At 65.1% G+C, this 15,608-nt stretch carries 16 protein-coding genes; 3 read left to right on the plus strand and 13 right to left on the minus strand.

Annotated elements, in window-relative coordinates; translation table 11 throughout:
- From KJJ24_RS02810 to KJJ24_RS02840, 7 genes are read right to left on the minus strand one after another with little or no spacing between them, the layout of a single operon-like run.
- Entirely contained in the window at positions 1-1,476 is a 1,476-nt protein-coding gene (locus tag KJJ24_RS02810; RefSeq protein ID WP_214340791.1) for a Ni/Fe hydrogenase subunit alpha, read from the minus strand.
- 28 nt (positions 1,477-1,504) lie between these two features.
- Positions 1,505-2,053: an oxidoreductase gene (locus tag KJJ24_RS02815; RefSeq protein WP_214340793.1), complete on the minus strand. Its 549-nt coding sequence runs from the start codon at positions 2,051-2,053 to the stop codon at positions 1,505-1,507.
- On the minus strand, positions 2,050-2,781 hold the full coding sequence (hoxU, locus tag KJJ24_RS02820; RefSeq protein ID WP_214340795.1) for a bidirectional hydrogenase complex protein HoxU: 732 nt from the start codon (positions 2,779-2,781) through the stop codon (positions 2,050-2,052). Before hoxU ends, KJJ24_RS02815 begins: the two co-directional genes overlap by 4 nt.
- Positions 2,778-4,253, minus strand: a complete 1,476-nt coding sequence (locus KJJ24_RS02825; RefSeq protein WP_214340799.1) for a NuoF family protein — start codon at positions 4,251-4,253, stop codon at positions 2,778-2,780. The genes hoxU and KJJ24_RS02825 overlap by 4 nt, the downstream gene beginning before the upstream one ends.
- Positions 4,250-4,699, minus strand: coding sequence for an NAD(P)H-dependent oxidoreductase subunit E (locus KJJ24_RS02830; protein ID WP_214340805.1), 450 nt, complete (start codon positions 4,697-4,699; stop codon positions 4,250-4,252). The genes KJJ24_RS02825 and KJJ24_RS02830 overlap by 4 nt, the downstream gene beginning before the upstream one ends.
- A 27-nt stretch (positions 4,700-4,726) precedes the next feature.
- On the minus strand, positions 4,727-7,138 hold the full coding sequence (gene ppsA / locus KJJ24_RS02835) for a phosphoenolpyruvate synthase (RefSeq protein WP_214340807.1): 2,412 nt from the start codon (positions 7,136-7,138) through the stop codon (positions 4,727-4,729).
- Positions 7,131-8,327: an ABC transporter substrate-binding protein gene (locus KJJ24_RS02840; RefSeq protein ID WP_214340809.1), complete on the minus strand. Its 1,197-nt coding sequence runs from the start codon at positions 8,325-8,327 to the stop codon at positions 7,131-7,133. Before KJJ24_RS02840 ends, ppsA begins: the two co-directional genes overlap by 8 nt.
- Positions 8,328-8,400: 73 nt before the next feature.
- Between KJJ24_RS02840 and KJJ24_RS02845 the strand changes: the two genes are divergently transcribed.
- Entirely contained in the window at positions 8,401-9,153 is a 753-nt protein-coding gene (locus tag KJJ24_RS02845; RefSeq protein ID WP_214340811.1) for a Tic22 family protein, read from the plus strand.
- Positions 9,154-9,166: 13 nt separating this feature from the next.
- Here KJJ24_RS02845 and KJJ24_RS02850 read toward each other — a convergent pair whose 3' ends face one another.
- The 5 genes from KJJ24_RS02850 to hemH all read right to left on the minus strand — a co-directional run bounded on the left by KJJ24_RS02850 (position 9,167) and on the right by hemH (position 13,369).
- Positions 9,167-9,385: a GIVxVP protein gene (locus KJJ24_RS02850; protein ID WP_214340812.1), complete on the minus strand. Its 219-nt coding sequence runs from the start codon at positions 9,383-9,385 to the stop codon at positions 9,167-9,169.
- A gap of 7 nt (positions 9,386-9,392) precedes the next feature.
- Entirely contained in the window at positions 9,393-9,758 is a 366-nt protein-coding gene (locus KJJ24_RS02855) for a nuclease (RefSeq protein ID WP_214340814.1), read from the minus strand.
- Entirely contained in the window at positions 9,758-11,611 is a 1,854-nt protein-coding gene (gene ilvB, locus KJJ24_RS02860) for a biosynthetic-type acetolactate synthase large subunit (RefSeq protein WP_214340816.1), read from the minus strand. Before ilvB ends, KJJ24_RS02855 begins: the two co-directional genes overlap by 1 nt.
- Positions 11,612-11,679: 68 nt before the next feature.
- Positions 11,680-12,225 carry a M23 family metallopeptidase gene (locus tag KJJ24_RS02865; protein ID WP_250544877.1) on the minus strand — a complete coding sequence of 182 codons (546 nt, stop codon included), beginning with the start codon at positions 12,223-12,225 and terminating at the stop codon, positions 11,680-11,682.
- Positions 12,194-13,369 (minus strand): ferrochelatase, encoded by a 1,176-nt coding sequence (hemH, locus tag KJJ24_RS02870; protein ID WP_214340818.1) that lies wholly within the window; start codon positions 13,367-13,369, stop codon positions 12,194-12,196. The genes KJJ24_RS02865 and hemH overlap by 32 nt, the downstream gene beginning before the upstream one ends.
- Before the next feature lie 103 nt (positions 13,370-13,472).
- Between hemH and KJJ24_RS02875 the strand changes: the two genes are divergently transcribed.
- Both KJJ24_RS02875 and cobO read left to right on the plus strand, forming a co-directional pair.
- The gene (locus KJJ24_RS02875; RefSeq protein ID WP_214340821.1) at positions 13,473-14,669 is read left to right on the plus strand and encodes a site-specific integrase; all 1,197 of its coding nucleotides are present in this window, start codon (positions 13,473-13,475) and stop codon (positions 14,667-14,669) included.
- Positions 14,670-14,772: 103 nt separating this feature from the next.
- Positions 14,773-15,396, plus strand: a complete 624-nt coding sequence (gene cobO / locus KJJ24_RS02880) for a cob(I)yrinic acid a,c-diamide adenosyltransferase (protein ID WP_214343193.1) — start codon at positions 14,773-14,775, stop codon at positions 15,394-15,396.
- A 3-nt stretch (positions 15,397-15,399) separates the two neighbouring features.
- Here cobO and KJJ24_RS02885 read toward each other — a convergent pair whose 3' ends face one another.
- Entirely contained in the window at positions 15,400-15,549 is a 150-nt protein-coding gene (locus KJJ24_RS02885) for a hypothetical protein (protein ID WP_371811764.1), read from the minus strand.
- Between the last annotated feature and the right edge of the window lie 59 nt (positions 15,550-15,608).

Consider the following 15,608-nt stretch of genomic DNA (forward strand, 5'->3'; position numbering starts at 1 on the left):
CTAATCGCGCTGCAGCTGCTCCAACAGCTCCCCCTCAGGGCCGAACAGCTGCACCCTCATCGGCATCTGGCCGGCGGCGTGGGTGCTGCAGGAGAGGCAGGGATCAAAGCAGCGGATCCCCGCTTCCACGCGATTGAGTAACGGTTCGCTCAGGTTGTGGCCATGGATGTAGTGGCGCGCGATTTGGGTGATCGTGCGGTTCATGGCGTTGTTGTTTTGGCCGGTGGCGATGATCAGATTCACCCGTTCGATCAGGCCATTGGCATCCACGCGGTAGTGGTGCAGCAGTGTGCCGCGTGGCGCTTCGCTCACGCCCACCGCTTCGTAGCAGTTCACCCCAGCGCGGGCGCGCACATGGGTTGCCGTGATTTCGGGATCATCCAGCAGCTGGTCCATCTGCTCGAGGCAGGCCACGATCTCGATCAGTCGCGCTAGGTGATAGAGGAAGGAGGCGGTCACTACGCGGCCGCCGCGCTGACGCAGCTCGAGTAACTCGCGATCGGCTCGCTCGCTGCCGATGCGCTCACACAGGTTGAGCCGAGCCAGGGGACCCACCCGGTAGCTGCCCGCTTCGGGTCCCAGCGCCTGGATGTAGGGGAATTTGAGATAGCTCCATGGCTCCACCGCCTCTGCCATAAAGGAGCTGTAGTCGTCTTCCCGCAGACCATCGGCCACCAGGGAGCCGTCGCTGGCCATCAGGCGAATGCCGGCACAGTGGCGGCCGCTGGCGTGCTCCCAGTGGCCATCGCGGCTCACAAGACCCATGAACAGCGATGGGAAGTGGCCGAACACCTCCAGCTCTTCCCTCAGCTGCGTGTCGAGTAGCTGTTTGAACAGCGTCAGCCCCTGATCAGCGATGGCCAAGGCTTCTGGGAGGCGGCTCCTGATCTGATCGCGCGTTTCCTGGCTCATGGGGCTGCGCACACCTCCGGGCACGGCCCAGGCGGCGTGGATCTTGCGCCCCCCCAGGGCTTCGATCACCCCTTGGCCGAACTGGCGCAGGCGGATGCCGCTGCGGGCCAGTTCGGGGTTGGCGGCAATCAGCCCGAAGATGTTGCGCTGCGCCGGATCGCTGTTCCAGCCCAGCAAAAAATCGGGGCTGCTCAGGTGAAAAAACGACAACGCGTGCGACTGGGTGATCTGCGCCAGGTTCATCAGCCGCCTGAGCTTTTCGGCCGCTGGTGGGATCTGTACCGCCAGGATCTTGTCGCCGGTGGCGGCCGCGGCCAGCAGGTGGCTCACTGGGCAGATGCCGCAGATGCGCGCGGTGATGCCCGCCATCTCGGTGAAAGGGCGGCCCTCGCAGAACTTCTCGAAGCCGCGGTATTCGGTCACATGGAAGCGAGCCGTGTCCACGACACCGCTGGCGTCCAGGTGGATCGAGATCTTGGCGTGCCCTTCGATCCGCGTGACCGGATCGATCGTGATCGTGCGCCGCTTCGGTTGGTTGCTGTCGGTGGAGGGATTCATCGGCATCACAGGGTTGTCGCGTCTCCTTCTCTCCTCAGCCGAAGCGGATCTGATCCGTACCGCTCAGCTGCGGTAGCTCCCCACGAAGCAATGGCTCCAGGGCGGCGCGGATGCGCTCGGCCGGTGGCGGGCAACCCGGCAAATACACCTCAACTGGCACCAGCTCGTGCACCGGAAGCACCCGCTCCAGTAGCTCCGGCACGATTCCCGGGGCATGGGGCAGTTGGCCGCTGCCATCAGCCAACTCCAGATAGCCCCGCCGCAGCACCGGATCGCTGCCGCGCAGCATGTTGCGCATGCCGGGAATGTTGGCGGTGATGGCGCAGTCGCCGAAGCTCACCAATATTCGTGTGTTGGCACGCACCCGTAGCAGCAGCTCCAGGTTGTCGGTGTTGGCCACCCCGCCCTCTACCAGGGCGATGTCCACATCGCTTGGGTAGGTCTTGATGTCGGATGCCACAGGGCTGTAGACGATGTTTGCTCGATCGGCGAGTTCCAGTAGCCATTCATCGAGATCGAGAAATGACATATGGCAGCCGGAGCATCCCGCCAGCCACACGGTTGCCAGGTTGGGTTTTCTCATGGGGTCCACTTCTGGTGGGTGCGGGCGTGCACCAGGGCCTGCAGCCGTTCAGGGTGACCCTGCTTTTCTTCGCTGGTGTCGGCCTTGTGGAACAGGGCGCCGGTGGGGCAGACATCCACGCACTTGCCGCAGTGGGTGCAGGCTTCCACGGCACCCCAGGGATCGTTGAGGCCGCTGATGATCTGGCAGTGTTCGCCGCGCCAGCCCACATCCCACACGTGGGCACCCTCCACCTCATCGCACACACGCACGCAGCGGGTGCAGAGGATGCAGCGGTTGTGGTCGAGCCCGAACTGGGCATGGGAGAGATCCACACCGCGCTCAGGGAAGCGATAGGGAAGTCGGCTGTGATCCATCCCCACCTCCACCGCCAGGTTCTGCAGTTCGCAGTGGCCATTGGCCACGCAGGTAGCGCACACGTGGTTGCCTTCGGTGAACAGCAGCTCGATCACCGTGCGGCGGATCTCCAGCAGCCTTGGCGTGTCGGTGTGCACGCGCATCCCCTCAGAGGCTTTGGTTACACAGGCGGCCAGTAGCCGCGGTTCGCTCTGGCCATCGACGCCACTCACCTCCACCAGACAGAGCCGGCAGGCGGCCACCGCCGAGAGCCCCTCCAAAAAACAGAGGGTGGGGATGTGAGCCTCCGCCTGGCGGGCGGCTTGTAGCAGCGTTGTTCCTGCTTGCACGGCAACATCGCGGTTGTTGATGCGCAAGGTGCACGCACTCATGGCAGCAGCAGCTCCAGGTAGTCGCTGCGGAAATGGCGCAGGGTGCTGAGCACCGGTTTCGGGGCGCTCTGGCCCAGGCCGCACAGGCTCGCGTCGGCCACGGTGTGGCATAGCGATTCGAGCTGGCTGAGATCGGCGGCGCTGCCCCGACGCTCCAGCAGCTTGCGCAGCAGCAGTTCCAACTGCACCGTGCCCGATCGGCAGGGAACGCATTTCCCGCACGACTCCTCGCGGCTGAAAGCGATAAAGAAGGCGGCGATGTCCACCATGTTGGTGGTGTCATCCATCACCACCATGCCGCCTGAGCCCATGATCGTGCCCAGGGCCTTGAGGCTGTCGTAGTCCACAGGGGTGTCGAGGGCGCTGGCTGGCACGCAGCCACCCGATGGGCCGCCGGTTTGCACGGCCTTGATGCACCGGCCAGGCGGAGCGCCGCCCCCCATCGTTTCCACGATGGTGCGTAAGGGCATGCCCATCGGCACTTCCAACACACCACTGCGCTGCACATGGCCAGTGAGGGAGAACACCTTCGTACCAGCGCCGTAGGCCTCAACCCCCAGCTTCAGCAGCGCTGGGATATTTCCGAAGGTTTCCACGTTGTTGATCAATGTGGGCAGACCGAACACTCCGTGCTCGGCCGGATAAGGCGGCCTGGGCCGCGGCACCCCCCGCCGCCCTTCGATCGAGTGGATCAGTGCTGTTTCTTCCCCGCACACGTAGGCCCCGGCACCCACCCGCAGCTCGATCTCGAAGCGGAAGCCGCTCCCACCAATCGCCTGGCCCAACCAGCCGCGTGTTTCGGCAGCAGCGATGGCCGTGCGCAGGCGTTCGATCGCCAGTGGGTATTCCGCCCGTACGTAGAGGTAGCCCAGTTGGGCGCCCACGGCGAAGGCGGCGATGGCCATGCCCTCCAGCAGTGTGTGGGGATCGCCTTCCATCAAGGTGCGGTCCATGAAGGCGCCGGGGTCGCCCTCATCGGCATTGCACACCAGCCGCTTCTGGTTGCCTGGCATCGCCGCCACCGTGGCCCATTTGAGGCCCGTGGGGTAACCGGCCCCGCCCCGCCCCCGTAGGCCGCTGCGGCGCACGATCTCGATCACACCATTTGGATCGTTGCCGGCCAGCACTGCCCCCAACTGCTGATACGCGCCAAGGGCCAAGGCGTCATCGATGCAGCCTGGATCCACAACCCCGCAGCGGGCCAGCACCAGGCGCCGCTGCAGGGTCAGGAATGGATCGTCAGCCTTGATCTCATCGCTGCTGGTCAGCGCCGCTGCAAGCGAGTGCTCCAGCGTCGCTCGCTCCACGTGCTGCAACGACAGCAGCTGCTCGTCCACGGCCAGGAGTGGACCTTTACTGCAGGGCCCGAGGCAACCCACCTCCTTGACCGGCAGATCGGCGTGCCGCAGCAGCGCCGTGGCTCCGCGGCTTCGGCAGCTGGCCGCTGTGCACAGCCGCAGGCAGCCGCTCATCGCTTTAGCTCCTGTAGCCGCTCCAGCACGTCCGAGGCGCCCACGTGATTCCACACCACCCCATCCACCACCACCAGGGGTGCACCGCTGCAGGTGCCGATGCAGCGCACGGAGCCCAGCTCCACCCCTAGCTCCATCAGGCCTGCCTGCTGCAGCGCCGCCAGTAGCTGGGCTGCCCCCTGCACATGGCAGGCGGTGCCCGTGCACACCAGACAGCTATGGCGTGCTGCCGGTTGGAAACGAAACAGGTGGTAGAAGCTGGCGGTGCCCATCACTCGGCTGAAGGGCAGCTGCAGCTGCCTGGCGATGTGGCGCAGGAGCGGTTCGCTCAAATGGCCGTAAAGCTGCTGGCTGCGGTTCAGCACTTCGATCAGGCCGTGTGCCTGATGGCCGTGGCGTTGCAGCACAGGATCGAGCTCCCTGAAGCTCCGCTCCAACTTCGGCATGGCGAGCCCCGGCCGGCTATTCGCAAGCTAGGCAGCGTGCTCGGACCTGGCAGCTGCATTGGAGCTGAGCTCCGCTTCGATCGCGGCCACCTTCAGGCGGGTATTGAGCACGGCATCGGGGTTGAGGCTGATCGAATCGATCCCTTCGCGCACCAGTAGCTCGGCGAACTCGGGGTGATCGCTCGGGGCTTGGCCGCAAATGCCGATCTTCCGGCCGCAGCGTTTGGCGGTGCGGATGGCCATGCGGATCAGTTCCACCACAGCGCTGTTGCGTTCATCGAACAGATCCGCCACCAGGGCGGAATCACGGTCGAGCCCCAGGGTGAGCTGGGTGAGGTCGTTGGAGCCGATGGAGAAGCCATCGAAGCGCTCAGCAAAGGCCTCAGCCGCGATCACATTGCTTGGCAGTTCGCACATCACATACACCTCGAGGCCGTGCTCGCCCCGCACCAGCCCCTCGCGGGCCATCTGCTCCAGCACTCGATCGCCCTCCTCGGGAGTGCGGCAGAAGGGCACCATCGGGATCACGTTGGTGAGGCCCATCTGCTGGCGCACGCGCTTAAGAGCGCGGCACTCCAAAGCGAAGGCCTTCCGGAAGCCTTCGGCGTAATAGCGGGAGGCACCGCGCCAGCCGATCATTGGGTTCTCCTCGTTGGGCTCAAAGCTGCTGCCCCCCAGCAACTTGGCGTATTCATTGCTTTTGAAATCGGAGAAGCGCAGGATCACCGGCCGCGGGTGGAAGGCCGCGGCGATGCGTCCCATGCCCTGCGCCAGCAGATCCACGTAGTAATCGGCTGGCTCCTTGTAGCCAGCGGTGAGTGCTGTGATGGCCTGGCGTTCGGCTGGGTCGTGGAGCCGCTCAGGCTGCAGCAGCGCCATCGGGTGCACGCGGATGTGGTTCGCAATCACAAATTCCAACCGCGCCAGCCCCACGCCATCGCAGGGGATCGCCGCCTGCTTGAAGGCCTCTTCCGGATTGCCCACATTCATCAAAATGCGGGTGCGTGTGGAGGGCATCTCGCCGATGTCGCGTTCTTCAACGCGAAAAGGCAGCGCGCCGCGATACACGCGGCCCTCATCGCCCTCGCAGCAGCTGGCGGTGATCATGTCGCCATCGGCAATGCGCTCGGTGGCATCGCCGGTGCCCACAATCGCGGTGATGCCCATCTCGCGGGCAATGATCGCGGCGTGGCAGGTGCGCCCCCCTTGGTTGGTCACCACACCGCTGGCACGCTTGAGAATCGGCTCCCAATCGGGATCGGTGCGTTCGGTAATGAGGAGATCGCCGGGTTCGAAGCGCTGAATGTCGCTGGGGTGGCGCAGGATGCGGGCTCGACCGCTGCTCACCGACGCGCCGATGGCGCGGCCGCGGCAAAGCACATCAGCGTCGTGGGGGTCGAGCTGCCAGCTGCGTAGCAGCGTGGCGCTGCGCCGTGATTCCACGGTTTCTGGCCGTGCCTGGAGGATGAACAGCTCGCCGCTTTCGCCGTCCTTGGCCCATTCGATGTCCATGGGGCTGGCTTCATTGCGGCGCTTGCTGTAATGGCGCTCGATCCGGCAAGCCCAGCGGGCCAATTGCAGCGCTTCCGCCTCGGTGAGGGCGTAGCGGCTGCGATCGGTGGCTGGCACCGGTTCGTTGCAGGTGGAGCCCTGATCCCCATACACCATCCGGATCGCCTTGCTGCCCAGGCGTTGGCTCACGATCGGCGCGAAACCCTGCTCAAGGGTGGGCTTGAAGATCAGGTATTCATCCGGGTTCACCGCCCCCTGCACCACGTTTTCCCCCAGGCCGTAGGCGGCGGTGAGCAGCACGGCGTTGCGAAAGCCTGTTTCGGTGTCGATGCTGAACATCACCCCTGAGCAGGCAAGATCGGAGCGCACCATCCGTTGAACCCCGATGGAGAGAGCCACCTCGAAGTGATCAAAACCGTTGATCTGCCGGTAAGAGATGGCTCGGTCGGTAAACAGCGAAGCGAAGCAACGCCGGCAGGCCGCCAGCAGCTCCCGCTCGCCCCGCACATTGAGATAGGTCTCCTGCTGCCCGGCAAAGGATGCATCGGGCAGGTCTTCGGCGGTGGCGCTCGAGCGCACCGCCACCGGCGGCGAGCCAAGGGCGCGATAAGCCGACACGATCGCCTCTTGCAAATCCATCGGTAGGGGGCTGCCCAGCAGCAGCGCCCGTGCTGCGGCGCCGGCGGCCTGCAGCTGGGCGATGTCGCGGCCATCGAGGCCGTCGAGTGTGGCGTGCAGCTGCTGATGCAGGCCACCAGCGCTGATGAAATGCCGATAAGCCTCCGCGGTGGTGGCGAATCCACCGGGAACTTGCACGCCCTCCGTGCTCAGCTCGCGGATCATCTCGCCGAGGGAAGCGTTTTTACCGCCCACCGCTGCGATCGCCTCAAGGCCCGCGGCCTCGAGCGGCAGCACAAGTTCAGCCACGGCTCAGCTGCAGCCGGGCGGAGGGCGGCACCCCAGGCCCCAGATCAAATGGGCTGCTTGCGGCTTCAGGCCGCACCTTCGCTCCTTGGGCCCGCAGCTTCAGGGCCGTGCACAGGGGCTGGGGCTTGGCATTGGCGCTGAACCACTGCAGATCCCAACCGGTCCGGCCTGCTGCCTGCACCGAGGCCAAAGCGCTCATCAAACCGGTGTCATAGCCGGCGCTTTCCACGACACCAGGCGCGTAGCCCCAGCGTTGCTGGAAGCGCTGGGCGAAGCGGGTCCAGCCGGGTCCGCGACTGAGGGGGTTCACCCCAATCTGCTCCACTGCCAGGGGCTGACGCACCGGTGCTGTCCAGGCGATCAACACCGTTGCTGGCCAGTTGGCGGCCTTCAAGGCCTGCGCTAGCTCACTGCCCGGTTGTGTGATCACCACCAGTGCCGGAGGGCGATACCAGTCCACGTCGTTTTCCAGCTGCGTGATCGCGGCTTGGTCGGTGGATTGCATCGCTAGGGGTGCCGCGGTGGGGCCGATCACCTGGCCATTGCCAACGGCGAAGCTGGCTGCGAAGCGTTCGGTGAGTGCCCGGCTCTCGGCGCTGCGATCCCGCACCACCATCACCCGTTTGATCTTGTCGGCCAGCAGGGCTTCCGCCAAGCGATCGGCCTCGAGGCTGCGGCCAGGTATCAACGGCCAGAGCCGATCGGATCCCTTCAGCAGCGGCAAGCCATCGAGCGACTGCCCTCGCTGCAGCGGCAGCAGCACGCTCAGGCGCTGTTGATCCGCCAGTAACCCATAGGCCTCCAGCGGTGCGGCAGGCGGTGCCACCAGCAGGGCAGAACGCTGGCTCGCCAGCACCGGACCACGCGGATCGGCGCCCGGAGGGAGCCAGCCAATGTGCAGGCTGGGTGGAACCACGCCGCAGCTTCGGCTTTCCCGCATGGCCACGTCGTAGCCACGGCGTAGTCCGTCTCCCAGGCCAGCCAGCAGCCCCTCACTGGGCAGCAGCATTCGAACATCACTGCGCAGCGGTGTGCTTGCCGCCAGCGTCTGACTGCTCAGCAGCACCGTTGCCAGGCTGACCCCTGTCAGCAGCCTCTGCGGCCAGCGACTGGTGTCAACACTCGCGTGTAATCCGCTGTGGGCAGCGGTACGGCCGGCGGCGACGATGGTCTGTTCTGTAGTGGTCATGGCCGGCACCGTCCAGCCCTTGAAAGCTAGGAGGATTTCTCTGTCTAGGCTCAGTCTTTCAACAGTTGATCGCATGCAGTCACGCCTCATCGCCATGCGCCACTCCATGGGTCGCAAGATCGGCTCCGTAGTGCTGAGCGCTGGCATGGCGATGGGCGCGCTCTCGCTGCTGCCGCTTCCCGCTCAGGCGATCCCTGAAGCTGATGCGATCAAGAAGCTCCAAGTGGTGCCGGTGTTTGTTATCACCGATTCCAATGGTGTGCCGCTGCCGATTCCGCGTGAAAAAGAGTTGGTGCTGCCGCTTTATCTAGAAAGTGCCAAGGCCAATGAGCAGTTAGTGGCCCTCAACAAAAGCAACCCCAACCTCAAGGCAGGTGTGGTCGCCATCCCTCTCAACGTGATGAATGAGAAGGTTGTTGAGCTGAACAAACAGCTCAAAGATAAGAGCAAGCCTCTGGTGGCACCGATTGTCATTAACGACGGTGATCGCACCCAGGCCGTGAAGTTGCTCAAGGAGCAGGGCCTCAGCGACCAGCAGATTCGTGAGGGCCTGAATGTGCCGGTGTTCTTCACCAAGCCGTTCCTCACGATCCAAACCCCTGAGGGCCCGAGGGGTGTGTTTTTCTTCAGCTACGAAAATCTCCAGAACGCTCTGTCCAAATTGCCGCCTGCCGAGCGCCAAAAGCTCAAACCCCAGGTGGCTGATCTCACCGCTGTTTTGCGTGAGATCATCAACGCCCCTACTGACTCCTTCACCATCTATCCCACCCCGGAATACTTCCGTTTGGTGAAGGAGAATCAGTCAAACAACAAACCTGCTAATTGAGTGAGCGAGCGGCTCAGTCGCCGGGGTTGGAGGGTTGATCCTGCTCCGGCTCACGTTCCGGCAGCAATTGGGCTAGTAGGCCCCCGCCCATGAGTGTTGCGCCGAGCACAAGCGCCAGGGTCTTGTTGGCCTCTGCTGCTGCATCACCCCACACAGCTGCCGCCAGGAAGGCGGAACCGAGCAACAGGCAGGGCACCAGCACGATCCCTTTGGCGGTGCGGTTGATGCTCATCGCGCGCTCAGCAACCTGGCGTTGAACGAGCCAACCCAGCCGACACCAGGCCGTCTCCCATGTCGGTGGTCGACGGATTGTTCGATTGCCCAAGCCGTTGCACCTTCGCCACGAGGATTCCGCTGTCGTTACCCACGGGCCGGAGGTTCACCTTGGTGCGCCGCGGCAAGGCTGCTCGTAACCAATCTGTTGCTGCCTGCTCGCCGCCTGAGGGGATACTCACGCAGGCCAGCTCCACGGTGTACGTGCGGTTGTGATCGCCCACTTGGAGCAGCTGACCGCTGCGCACCTGCAACACCTCAGCTGCCCATACAGGTCCGCTGACCATCAACAGCACTCCGGCCAGCAGGGCTGGCAGCAACCAACGCCGCATCAAAGTTTGGCGCCGCAGTTGGGGCAGTAGAGGCTCGAGCTGGAGGTCACGTGGTGGCAGCTATGGCACTCGCGGCTCGTGTCGATCGCCAGCTCCGGATGGGAGGGCAAGCCCACCATCTGGGCGTTGCTGGCACCGGGAGGCACCATCGGGTAGCAGTTTTCGTTGCGGCGCACCTTCACTTCAATGAAGGCCGGGCCGGGGTGAGCCAGGGCTTCCGAGAGTTGCTGCCGCAGGTCGGCGCGCTCGCTGATGTGAACACCCTTCACCCCGAATCCCTCGGCCACCAGGGGGAAATTCGGCATGCCCCCGGTCATTTCGGAGGCGGAGTAGCGCTCGCCGTAGAAGCTTTCTTGCCACTGGCGCACCATGCCCTGCCATCCGTTGTTGAGCACCACCACCTTCACCGGCAGGTTGTATTGGTTGAGGGTGCCCAGCTCCTGGATGTTCATCAAGATGCTGGCGTCGCCCGCTACGCAAATCACTTGCTCTTGGGGGAAAGCCGTTTGCACGCCCATAGCGGCGGGCATGCCGAAGCCCATCGTGCCGAGGCCCGCAGAGCTGATCCAGCGGCGGGGGCCTGTGTGCAGAAACTGTGCGGCCCACATCTGGTGCTGCCCCACATCGGTGGTGACGTAGGCCTTGGGCGCTAACTCCTGCAGCATCGCAACCACCTCTTGGGGTGCGATGTCGCCTTCGGGGGCCGGTACCACCAGCGGGTAGTGCTGCTTCCAGCTGCTGATGCGCTCCAGCCAGGCTTCGGTGCGGCCGGCGGAATCCTCACCAGAGGAGGCGATCAGCATGGCGTCAAGCGCTGCCTTCACATCGGCCACCACGGGCACATCGGGGATGCGGGTCTTACCCAGCTCCGCGGCGTCGATATCGATGTGAATCACCTGAGCCCGCGGCGCGAAGCCGTCCAGCCGGCCAGTCACACGGTCGTCGAAGCGGGCGCCGGCGGCGATTAGCAGATCGCACTCGGTGACGGCGAAGTTCGCGTAGGCGGTGCCGTGCATGCCGAGCATGCCCACGGCCAGGGGGTGCTGCTCGTCGAAAGCCCCTTTGCCCATCAAGGTGGTGGTCACCGGCAGCTGGAATCGCTCAGCAAGCTGATGCACCTGTTGATGGGCACCACAGCTGATGGCGCCGCCGCCCACGTAGAGCAGCGGCCGCCGGGCCTGGCGGATCAGCGCCAACGCGGCCTCGATCGCTTCGGGGTTGGGTGCCGGTGTGGACTTGAAGCCCGCGGGTAAGGCGCTGCCGGGCTCCACCGGGGTGTAGTCGAACTCCTCAACACCCACATCCTTGGGTACATCGATCAGCACCGGGCCGGGGCGGCCACTTGCGGCGATCAGAAAGGCTTCGGCCACGATCCTGCCGATGTCACGCGGGTCACGCACCACCCAGGAGTGCTTCACGATCGGCAGGGTGATGCCGAAGATGTCGGTTTCCTGAAAGGCATCGGTGCCGATGGCGGCCCGAGGCACCTGGCCCGTGATCACCACCATCGGCACCGAGTCCATGTGGGCCGTGGCGATACCGGTCACCAGATTGGTGGCGCCGGGCCCCGAGGTGCCAAAACACACACCGACCTTGCCGGTGGCGCGGGCATAGGCATCGGCGGCATGGGTGCCGCCCTGCTCGTGGCGCACCAGGATGTGCTTCAGCCAGCCGCGGCTCTCCGCCTTGTGCAGCTCGTCGTAGATGGGCAGGATCGCCCCACCTGGGTATCCAAAGATGTGCTCTACACCGTGGCGGCGCAGGGAATCCATCAGGGCGTAACCACCGTTCACCCGCTGCGGGAAGCTCTGGCTGGCGGCGGCTGCCGTTGGCGATACAGACGTAACGGTCACAACAGCGGCTGGAGGCTCGTGATCTTGACCCAACACTAAGGTCTGGCCCGGGGATTGGGCGTGTGCAACTAGCGCCCCTGACGCTGTGACGCAGCCATGGCCCTCAGGATTGCTGCAGGATTGAGCCAGCGGCCGCCGTAGCGCACACCCCAGTGGAGATGCGGCCCTGTGCTGCGGCCGCTCACTCCCACATGGCCGATCAGCGTGCCGCTGGCCAGGCGATTGCCCGCCTGCAGGCTCACACTGCCACTGCGATACACCCCGCCCTGCACGCTGCCGCTGAGATGGCAGTAAACGTGCTCGTAGGGGCCTGATTGGATCACCAGTCCGAGGCCGCAGTGGCCATCGTTGATCACCTGCTGCACCACCCCGCTCCACCAGTTGCGGATCGGCGAACCCAGCGGGGCAGCGATATCGATGCCGTGATGAGGTTCACGACCGCCGAAGGGCCCGATGCGCGGGCCGAAGTGGCTGGTGTAGCCAGAGAACACGGCCACCGGAAACACGCCTTGGCTCCAGCGAGCCTCCGCCCAGGCCATGCCACCGCTCAGCAGCAGCACCGCAAGACTGCCGGCGGCAGCCTTAGAGCAATCCCAAAGAGTGGAGCGGGCCACGGCCGCTGAGCAGCTCCAGCAGGAAAGCGGAGAAGCCGAGCATTGCCAAGCGGCCGTTCCACACCTCGGAACTGTTGTTCCAGCCCCAGGCCCACTTGTCCTGGGGATAAAGCTTCACCTTGGTAGGCAGGGAAGCTGCCTGATCCAGGTTCACCTCCGGCCCCTCGAGCGCGTGTTGCACCAGGTTGGCCAACCCTTCGATGAAGGAAGGGGTGGTGTCGAGTGCCGGCACACGCCGGAAGTTGGTGATGCCGGCCTCGGTGGCGATTTCCCGGTATTCGATATCGATTTCTTCAAGCGTTTCGATGTGCTCGCTCACGAAGCTGATCGGCACGACCACCAGGTCTTTGACGCCCTGCTCGCCCAGATCGTGCAGGGCATCGTCGGTGTAGGGCTTGAGCCATTCCACTGGACCCACACGGCTTTGGTAGGCGAGGGTGAAGGGATTGCGGTGACCCAGCTGCTGCTCAAGGCGATCCATGATCAAGCCGGCGCAGGCCTCGATCTCCTGTTGGTAGGGATCACCCGCTTCTTCCACATAGCTCTTGGGCACGCCGTGGGCGCTGAAGAACACGTGGGCTGTAGCGGGATCTGGGCAGGCTTCGATCTCACGGGCGATCAGCTCGGCCATGGCGCCGATGTAGCCGGAATCGTCGTAGTAGCTGCGGATGCAGCGGATCGGCAGGCGGGCAAAGCCGGGATCGGCCTGGCGTAACCGCTGCAGCTCGCGGAAGCTTGACCCGCTGGTGCTAATCGAAAAGTGGGGATAGAGGGGCAGCACCACCACTTCATCGATGCCGTCGGCCTTGATATCGGCCACCGCCGATTCGGTGAAGGGATGCCAGTAGCGCATCGCGACATAGCTGGTGGCCTCGATGCCGCGCTGGCGCAGGTTGCTTTGCAGCTCGCGGGCCTGCTGTTCGGTGATGCGGCGCAAGGGTGAGCCACCTCCGATCGAGCGATAGGCCGCCTGGGATTTGCCGGCTCGGAGGGTGCTGATCAACCAGGCCAGCGGTTTCTGCAGGGCCGGATTGGGAAGTCGGATGATCTCCGGATCGGCGAACAGGTTGTAGAGAAACGGCCCCACGTCCTGAATGCGCTCAGGACCGCCGAGGTTCAGCAACAGCACGCCGACCTTGGCCATGCCCAGCGGTATTCAGGTGGATGTTGTGGGCGAGCGTAACGCTGCTGGTCCGCTTCTGGTCTGGTGCTGGCTGTTCTGCTGCAGGCTCGATAGGGTCCGCGCCATGACGGCTGCTCCCCCTACAGCACACCCGCTGGATGGCCTGATCCGCGAGCACAACGCCCAGCTGGCGGCCAGTGGGGTGAGCCTGCGGCTGGAGCGGCGGGGGGAGCGGCTGGCGATCCGCGGCCCATTGCCCAGTCGCCAGGGCCAGGGCTCGATCGCTGTGCAGCGCATCAGCCTTGGCCTGCCGGCGGATGCCGCTGGCCTCGAGGATGCGCGGCAGGCTCTGCGTCGTGTGGTGCAGCAGCTGCAACAGCAAAACTTCAACTGGAGCCAGTGGGGAAGCGGCGGACGCCGCACCGGTGCTGTGGGGGGGGCTGCCGGTTCGGTGGATGTGGAGGCTGCTTTGGAGCGTTTCGAGCACACCTTTTTCAACGATCCGCGCCGCCGCCGCAATCCCGCCGGTAGCCGCACCACCTGGACCAGCGCATATCTGCCCTACCTGCGCCGTCTGCGCCGGTTGGTCAGCAGCCAGCAGCAGCCCTTCGGCCCGGCGCTGCTGGAGGCGGCGCTCGAGAGCTATCCCCTGGCCAGTCGTAGCCGCCAGCAGTGCGGCACGGCCTTGGCGGCTCTGGCCCGCTCGGAAGCGCTGCAGCTGCCAGCCGACTGGGCTGAGCGCGCCGGGGGCTATGGCCTGCATGCGGCGCAGTTTCGCCAGTTGCCGAGCGACCGCCAAATTCTTGACTGGATTGAGCGCATTCCCAACCCCGGCTGGCGCCTCGTCTACGGCCTGATGGCCGCCTACGGCCTGCGCAACCACGAGGTGTTTTTCAGCGACCTCTCCGCCCTGGCCCCCGGGGGCGACCGTGTGATTCGCGTGTTGCCCACCAGCAAAACGGGCGAACATCAGGTGTGGCCGTTTCAACCCGAGTGGGTGGAACGCTTTGAGCTGCCGCGCCTCGGCGAGTCCCGCAGCCTGCTGCCGCCGGTGCGCACCGACCTGCGCAGCACCACCCTGCAGCAGGTGGGTCGTCGGGTGGCAGAACAGTTTCGTCGCTACGAGCTGCCCCTCACCCCCTACGACCTGCGCCACGCCTGGGCCGTGCGCACCATCCACATCGGCCTGCCCGACACGGTGGCGGCCCGAATGATGGGCCACTCGGTGGCGATCCACACCCGGACCTATCACCACTGGATCACCCGCCGCGACCAGCAGCAGGCCGTGGATGCGGCCCTCGCCCGTGCCCGCGCCGCCTGATCCGCCTCCTCGCGTTGCCAGAGTGCTGCGATCGATCTGCTGGAGCCCTGTGTCCGCCCAACCCCCCGAACATCAGCTCGATCTGGCCGCCGCCGAGCTGGGTATGGGCGGTGAACTGGCCCCAGAAACCAATGCCGATGCCTACCGCCGCCGCATGGCGCGCCGCAAGGAGGTGCAGCAGCAACGGGTGGGCGAGCGCAACCTGGAGAAGGGATTGGTGCTGGTGTTCACCGGCGACGGCAAGGGGAAAACCACAGCAGCGTTAGGTCTGGTGCTGCGCACCCTTGGTCACGGTGAGCAGGTGGCCGTGGTGCAGTTCATCAAAGGCGGCTGGCAGCCGGGTGAGGCCAAGGCCTTGGAGCTCTTTGGCGATGCCCTGCACTGGCATGCCCTCGGCGAGGGGTTCACCTGGGAAACCCAAGACCGTGACCGTGACCGCGACCTTGTTCAGCAGGCCTGGCAGCGCTCACTGCTTTATCTGGCCGATGCCGAGCGCAAGCTGGTGGTGCTCGATGAAGTGAACGTGGCCCTCAAGCTGGGCTATTTGCAGATCGAGCAGGTGCTGGAGGGGCTGGCCATGCGACCGGCCCTCACCCATGTGGCACTGACAGGCCGCGGTGCACCGCCGGCCCTGGTGGAGCGCGCTGATCTGGTGACCGAGATGAAGCTTCTGCGCCATCCTTTCCGCGAGCAGGGCGTCAAAGCCCAGGCCGGCATCGAGTTCTAACGCTCAGTTCTTCTGGTGGTTTTGCACCAGCGTGATGCTGGTGAGCAGCACCGAAAGGCCACTCACCAGCAGGGCGCGATGCACCACGGGCTCTCTCCAGCCCCCCGGCTCGGCCACCAGGCGCTCCACAGCGGAGAGGGAGAGCCGGGCCATCACGCTGGAGCACCGCGGCTCTCGGGGGGCAGGGCCGGGGGTGCCCGTCATCGTTGTTG

The sequence above is a fragment of the Synechococcus sp. LA31 genome, from assembly GCF_018502385.1.
Classification (GTDB): domain Bacteria; phylum Cyanobacteriota; class Cyanobacteriia; order PCC-6307; family Cyanobiaceae; genus Vulcanococcus.

Bases quoted from the DNA above. Each gene is read 5' to 3' on its own strand.
- KJJ24_RS02810 (WP_214340791.1), bottom strand. From the start codon at position 1,476: ATGCCGATGAATCCCTCCACCGACAGCAACCAACCGAAGCGGCGCACG.
- KJJ24_RS02815 (WP_214340793.1), bottom strand. From the start codon at position 2,053: ATGAGAAAACCCAACCTGGCAACCGTGTGGCTGGCGGGATGCTCCGGC.
- hoxU (WP_214340795.1), bottom strand. From the start codon at position 2,781: ATGAGTGCGTGCACCTTGCGCATCAACAACCGCGATGTTGCCGTGCAA.
- KJJ24_RS02825 (WP_214340799.1), bottom strand. From the start codon at position 4,253: ATGAGCGGCTGCCTGCGGCTGTGCACAGCGGCCAGCTGCCGAAGCCGC.
- KJJ24_RS02830 (WP_214340805.1), bottom strand. From the start codon at position 4,699: ATGCCGAAGTTGGAGCGGAGCTTCAGGGAGCTCGATCCTGTGCTGCAA.
- KJJ24_RS02840 (WP_214340809.1), bottom strand. From the start codon at position 8,327: ATGACCACTACAGAACAGACCATCGTCGCCGCCGGCCGTACCGCTGCC.
- KJJ24_RS02845 (WP_214340811.1), top strand. From the start codon at position 8,401: ATGCAGTCACGCCTCATCGCCATGCGCCACTCCATGGGTCGCAAGATC.
- KJJ24_RS02850 (WP_214340812.1), bottom strand. From the start codon at position 9,385: ATGAGCATCAACCGCACCGCCAAAGGGATCGTGCTGGTGCCCTGCCTG.
- KJJ24_RS02855 (WP_214340814.1), bottom strand. From the start codon at position 9,758: ATGCGGCGTTGGTTGCTGCCAGCCCTGCTGGCCGGAGTGCTGTTGATG.
- hemH (WP_214340818.1), bottom strand. From the start codon at position 13,369: ATGGCCAAGGTCGGCGTGCTGTTGCTGAACCTCGGCGGTCCTGAGCGC.
- KJJ24_RS02875 (WP_214340821.1), top strand. From the start codon at position 13,473: ATGACGGCTGCTCCCCCTACAGCACACCCGCTGGATGGCCTGATCCGC.
- cobO (WP_214343193.1), top strand. From the start codon at position 14,773: ATGGGCGGTGAACTGGCCCCAGAAACCAATGCCGATGCCTACCGCCGC.
- KJJ24_RS02885 (WP_371811764.1), bottom strand. From the start codon at position 15,549: ATGGCCCGGCTCTCCCTCTCCGCTGTGGAGCGCCTGGTGGCCGAGCCG.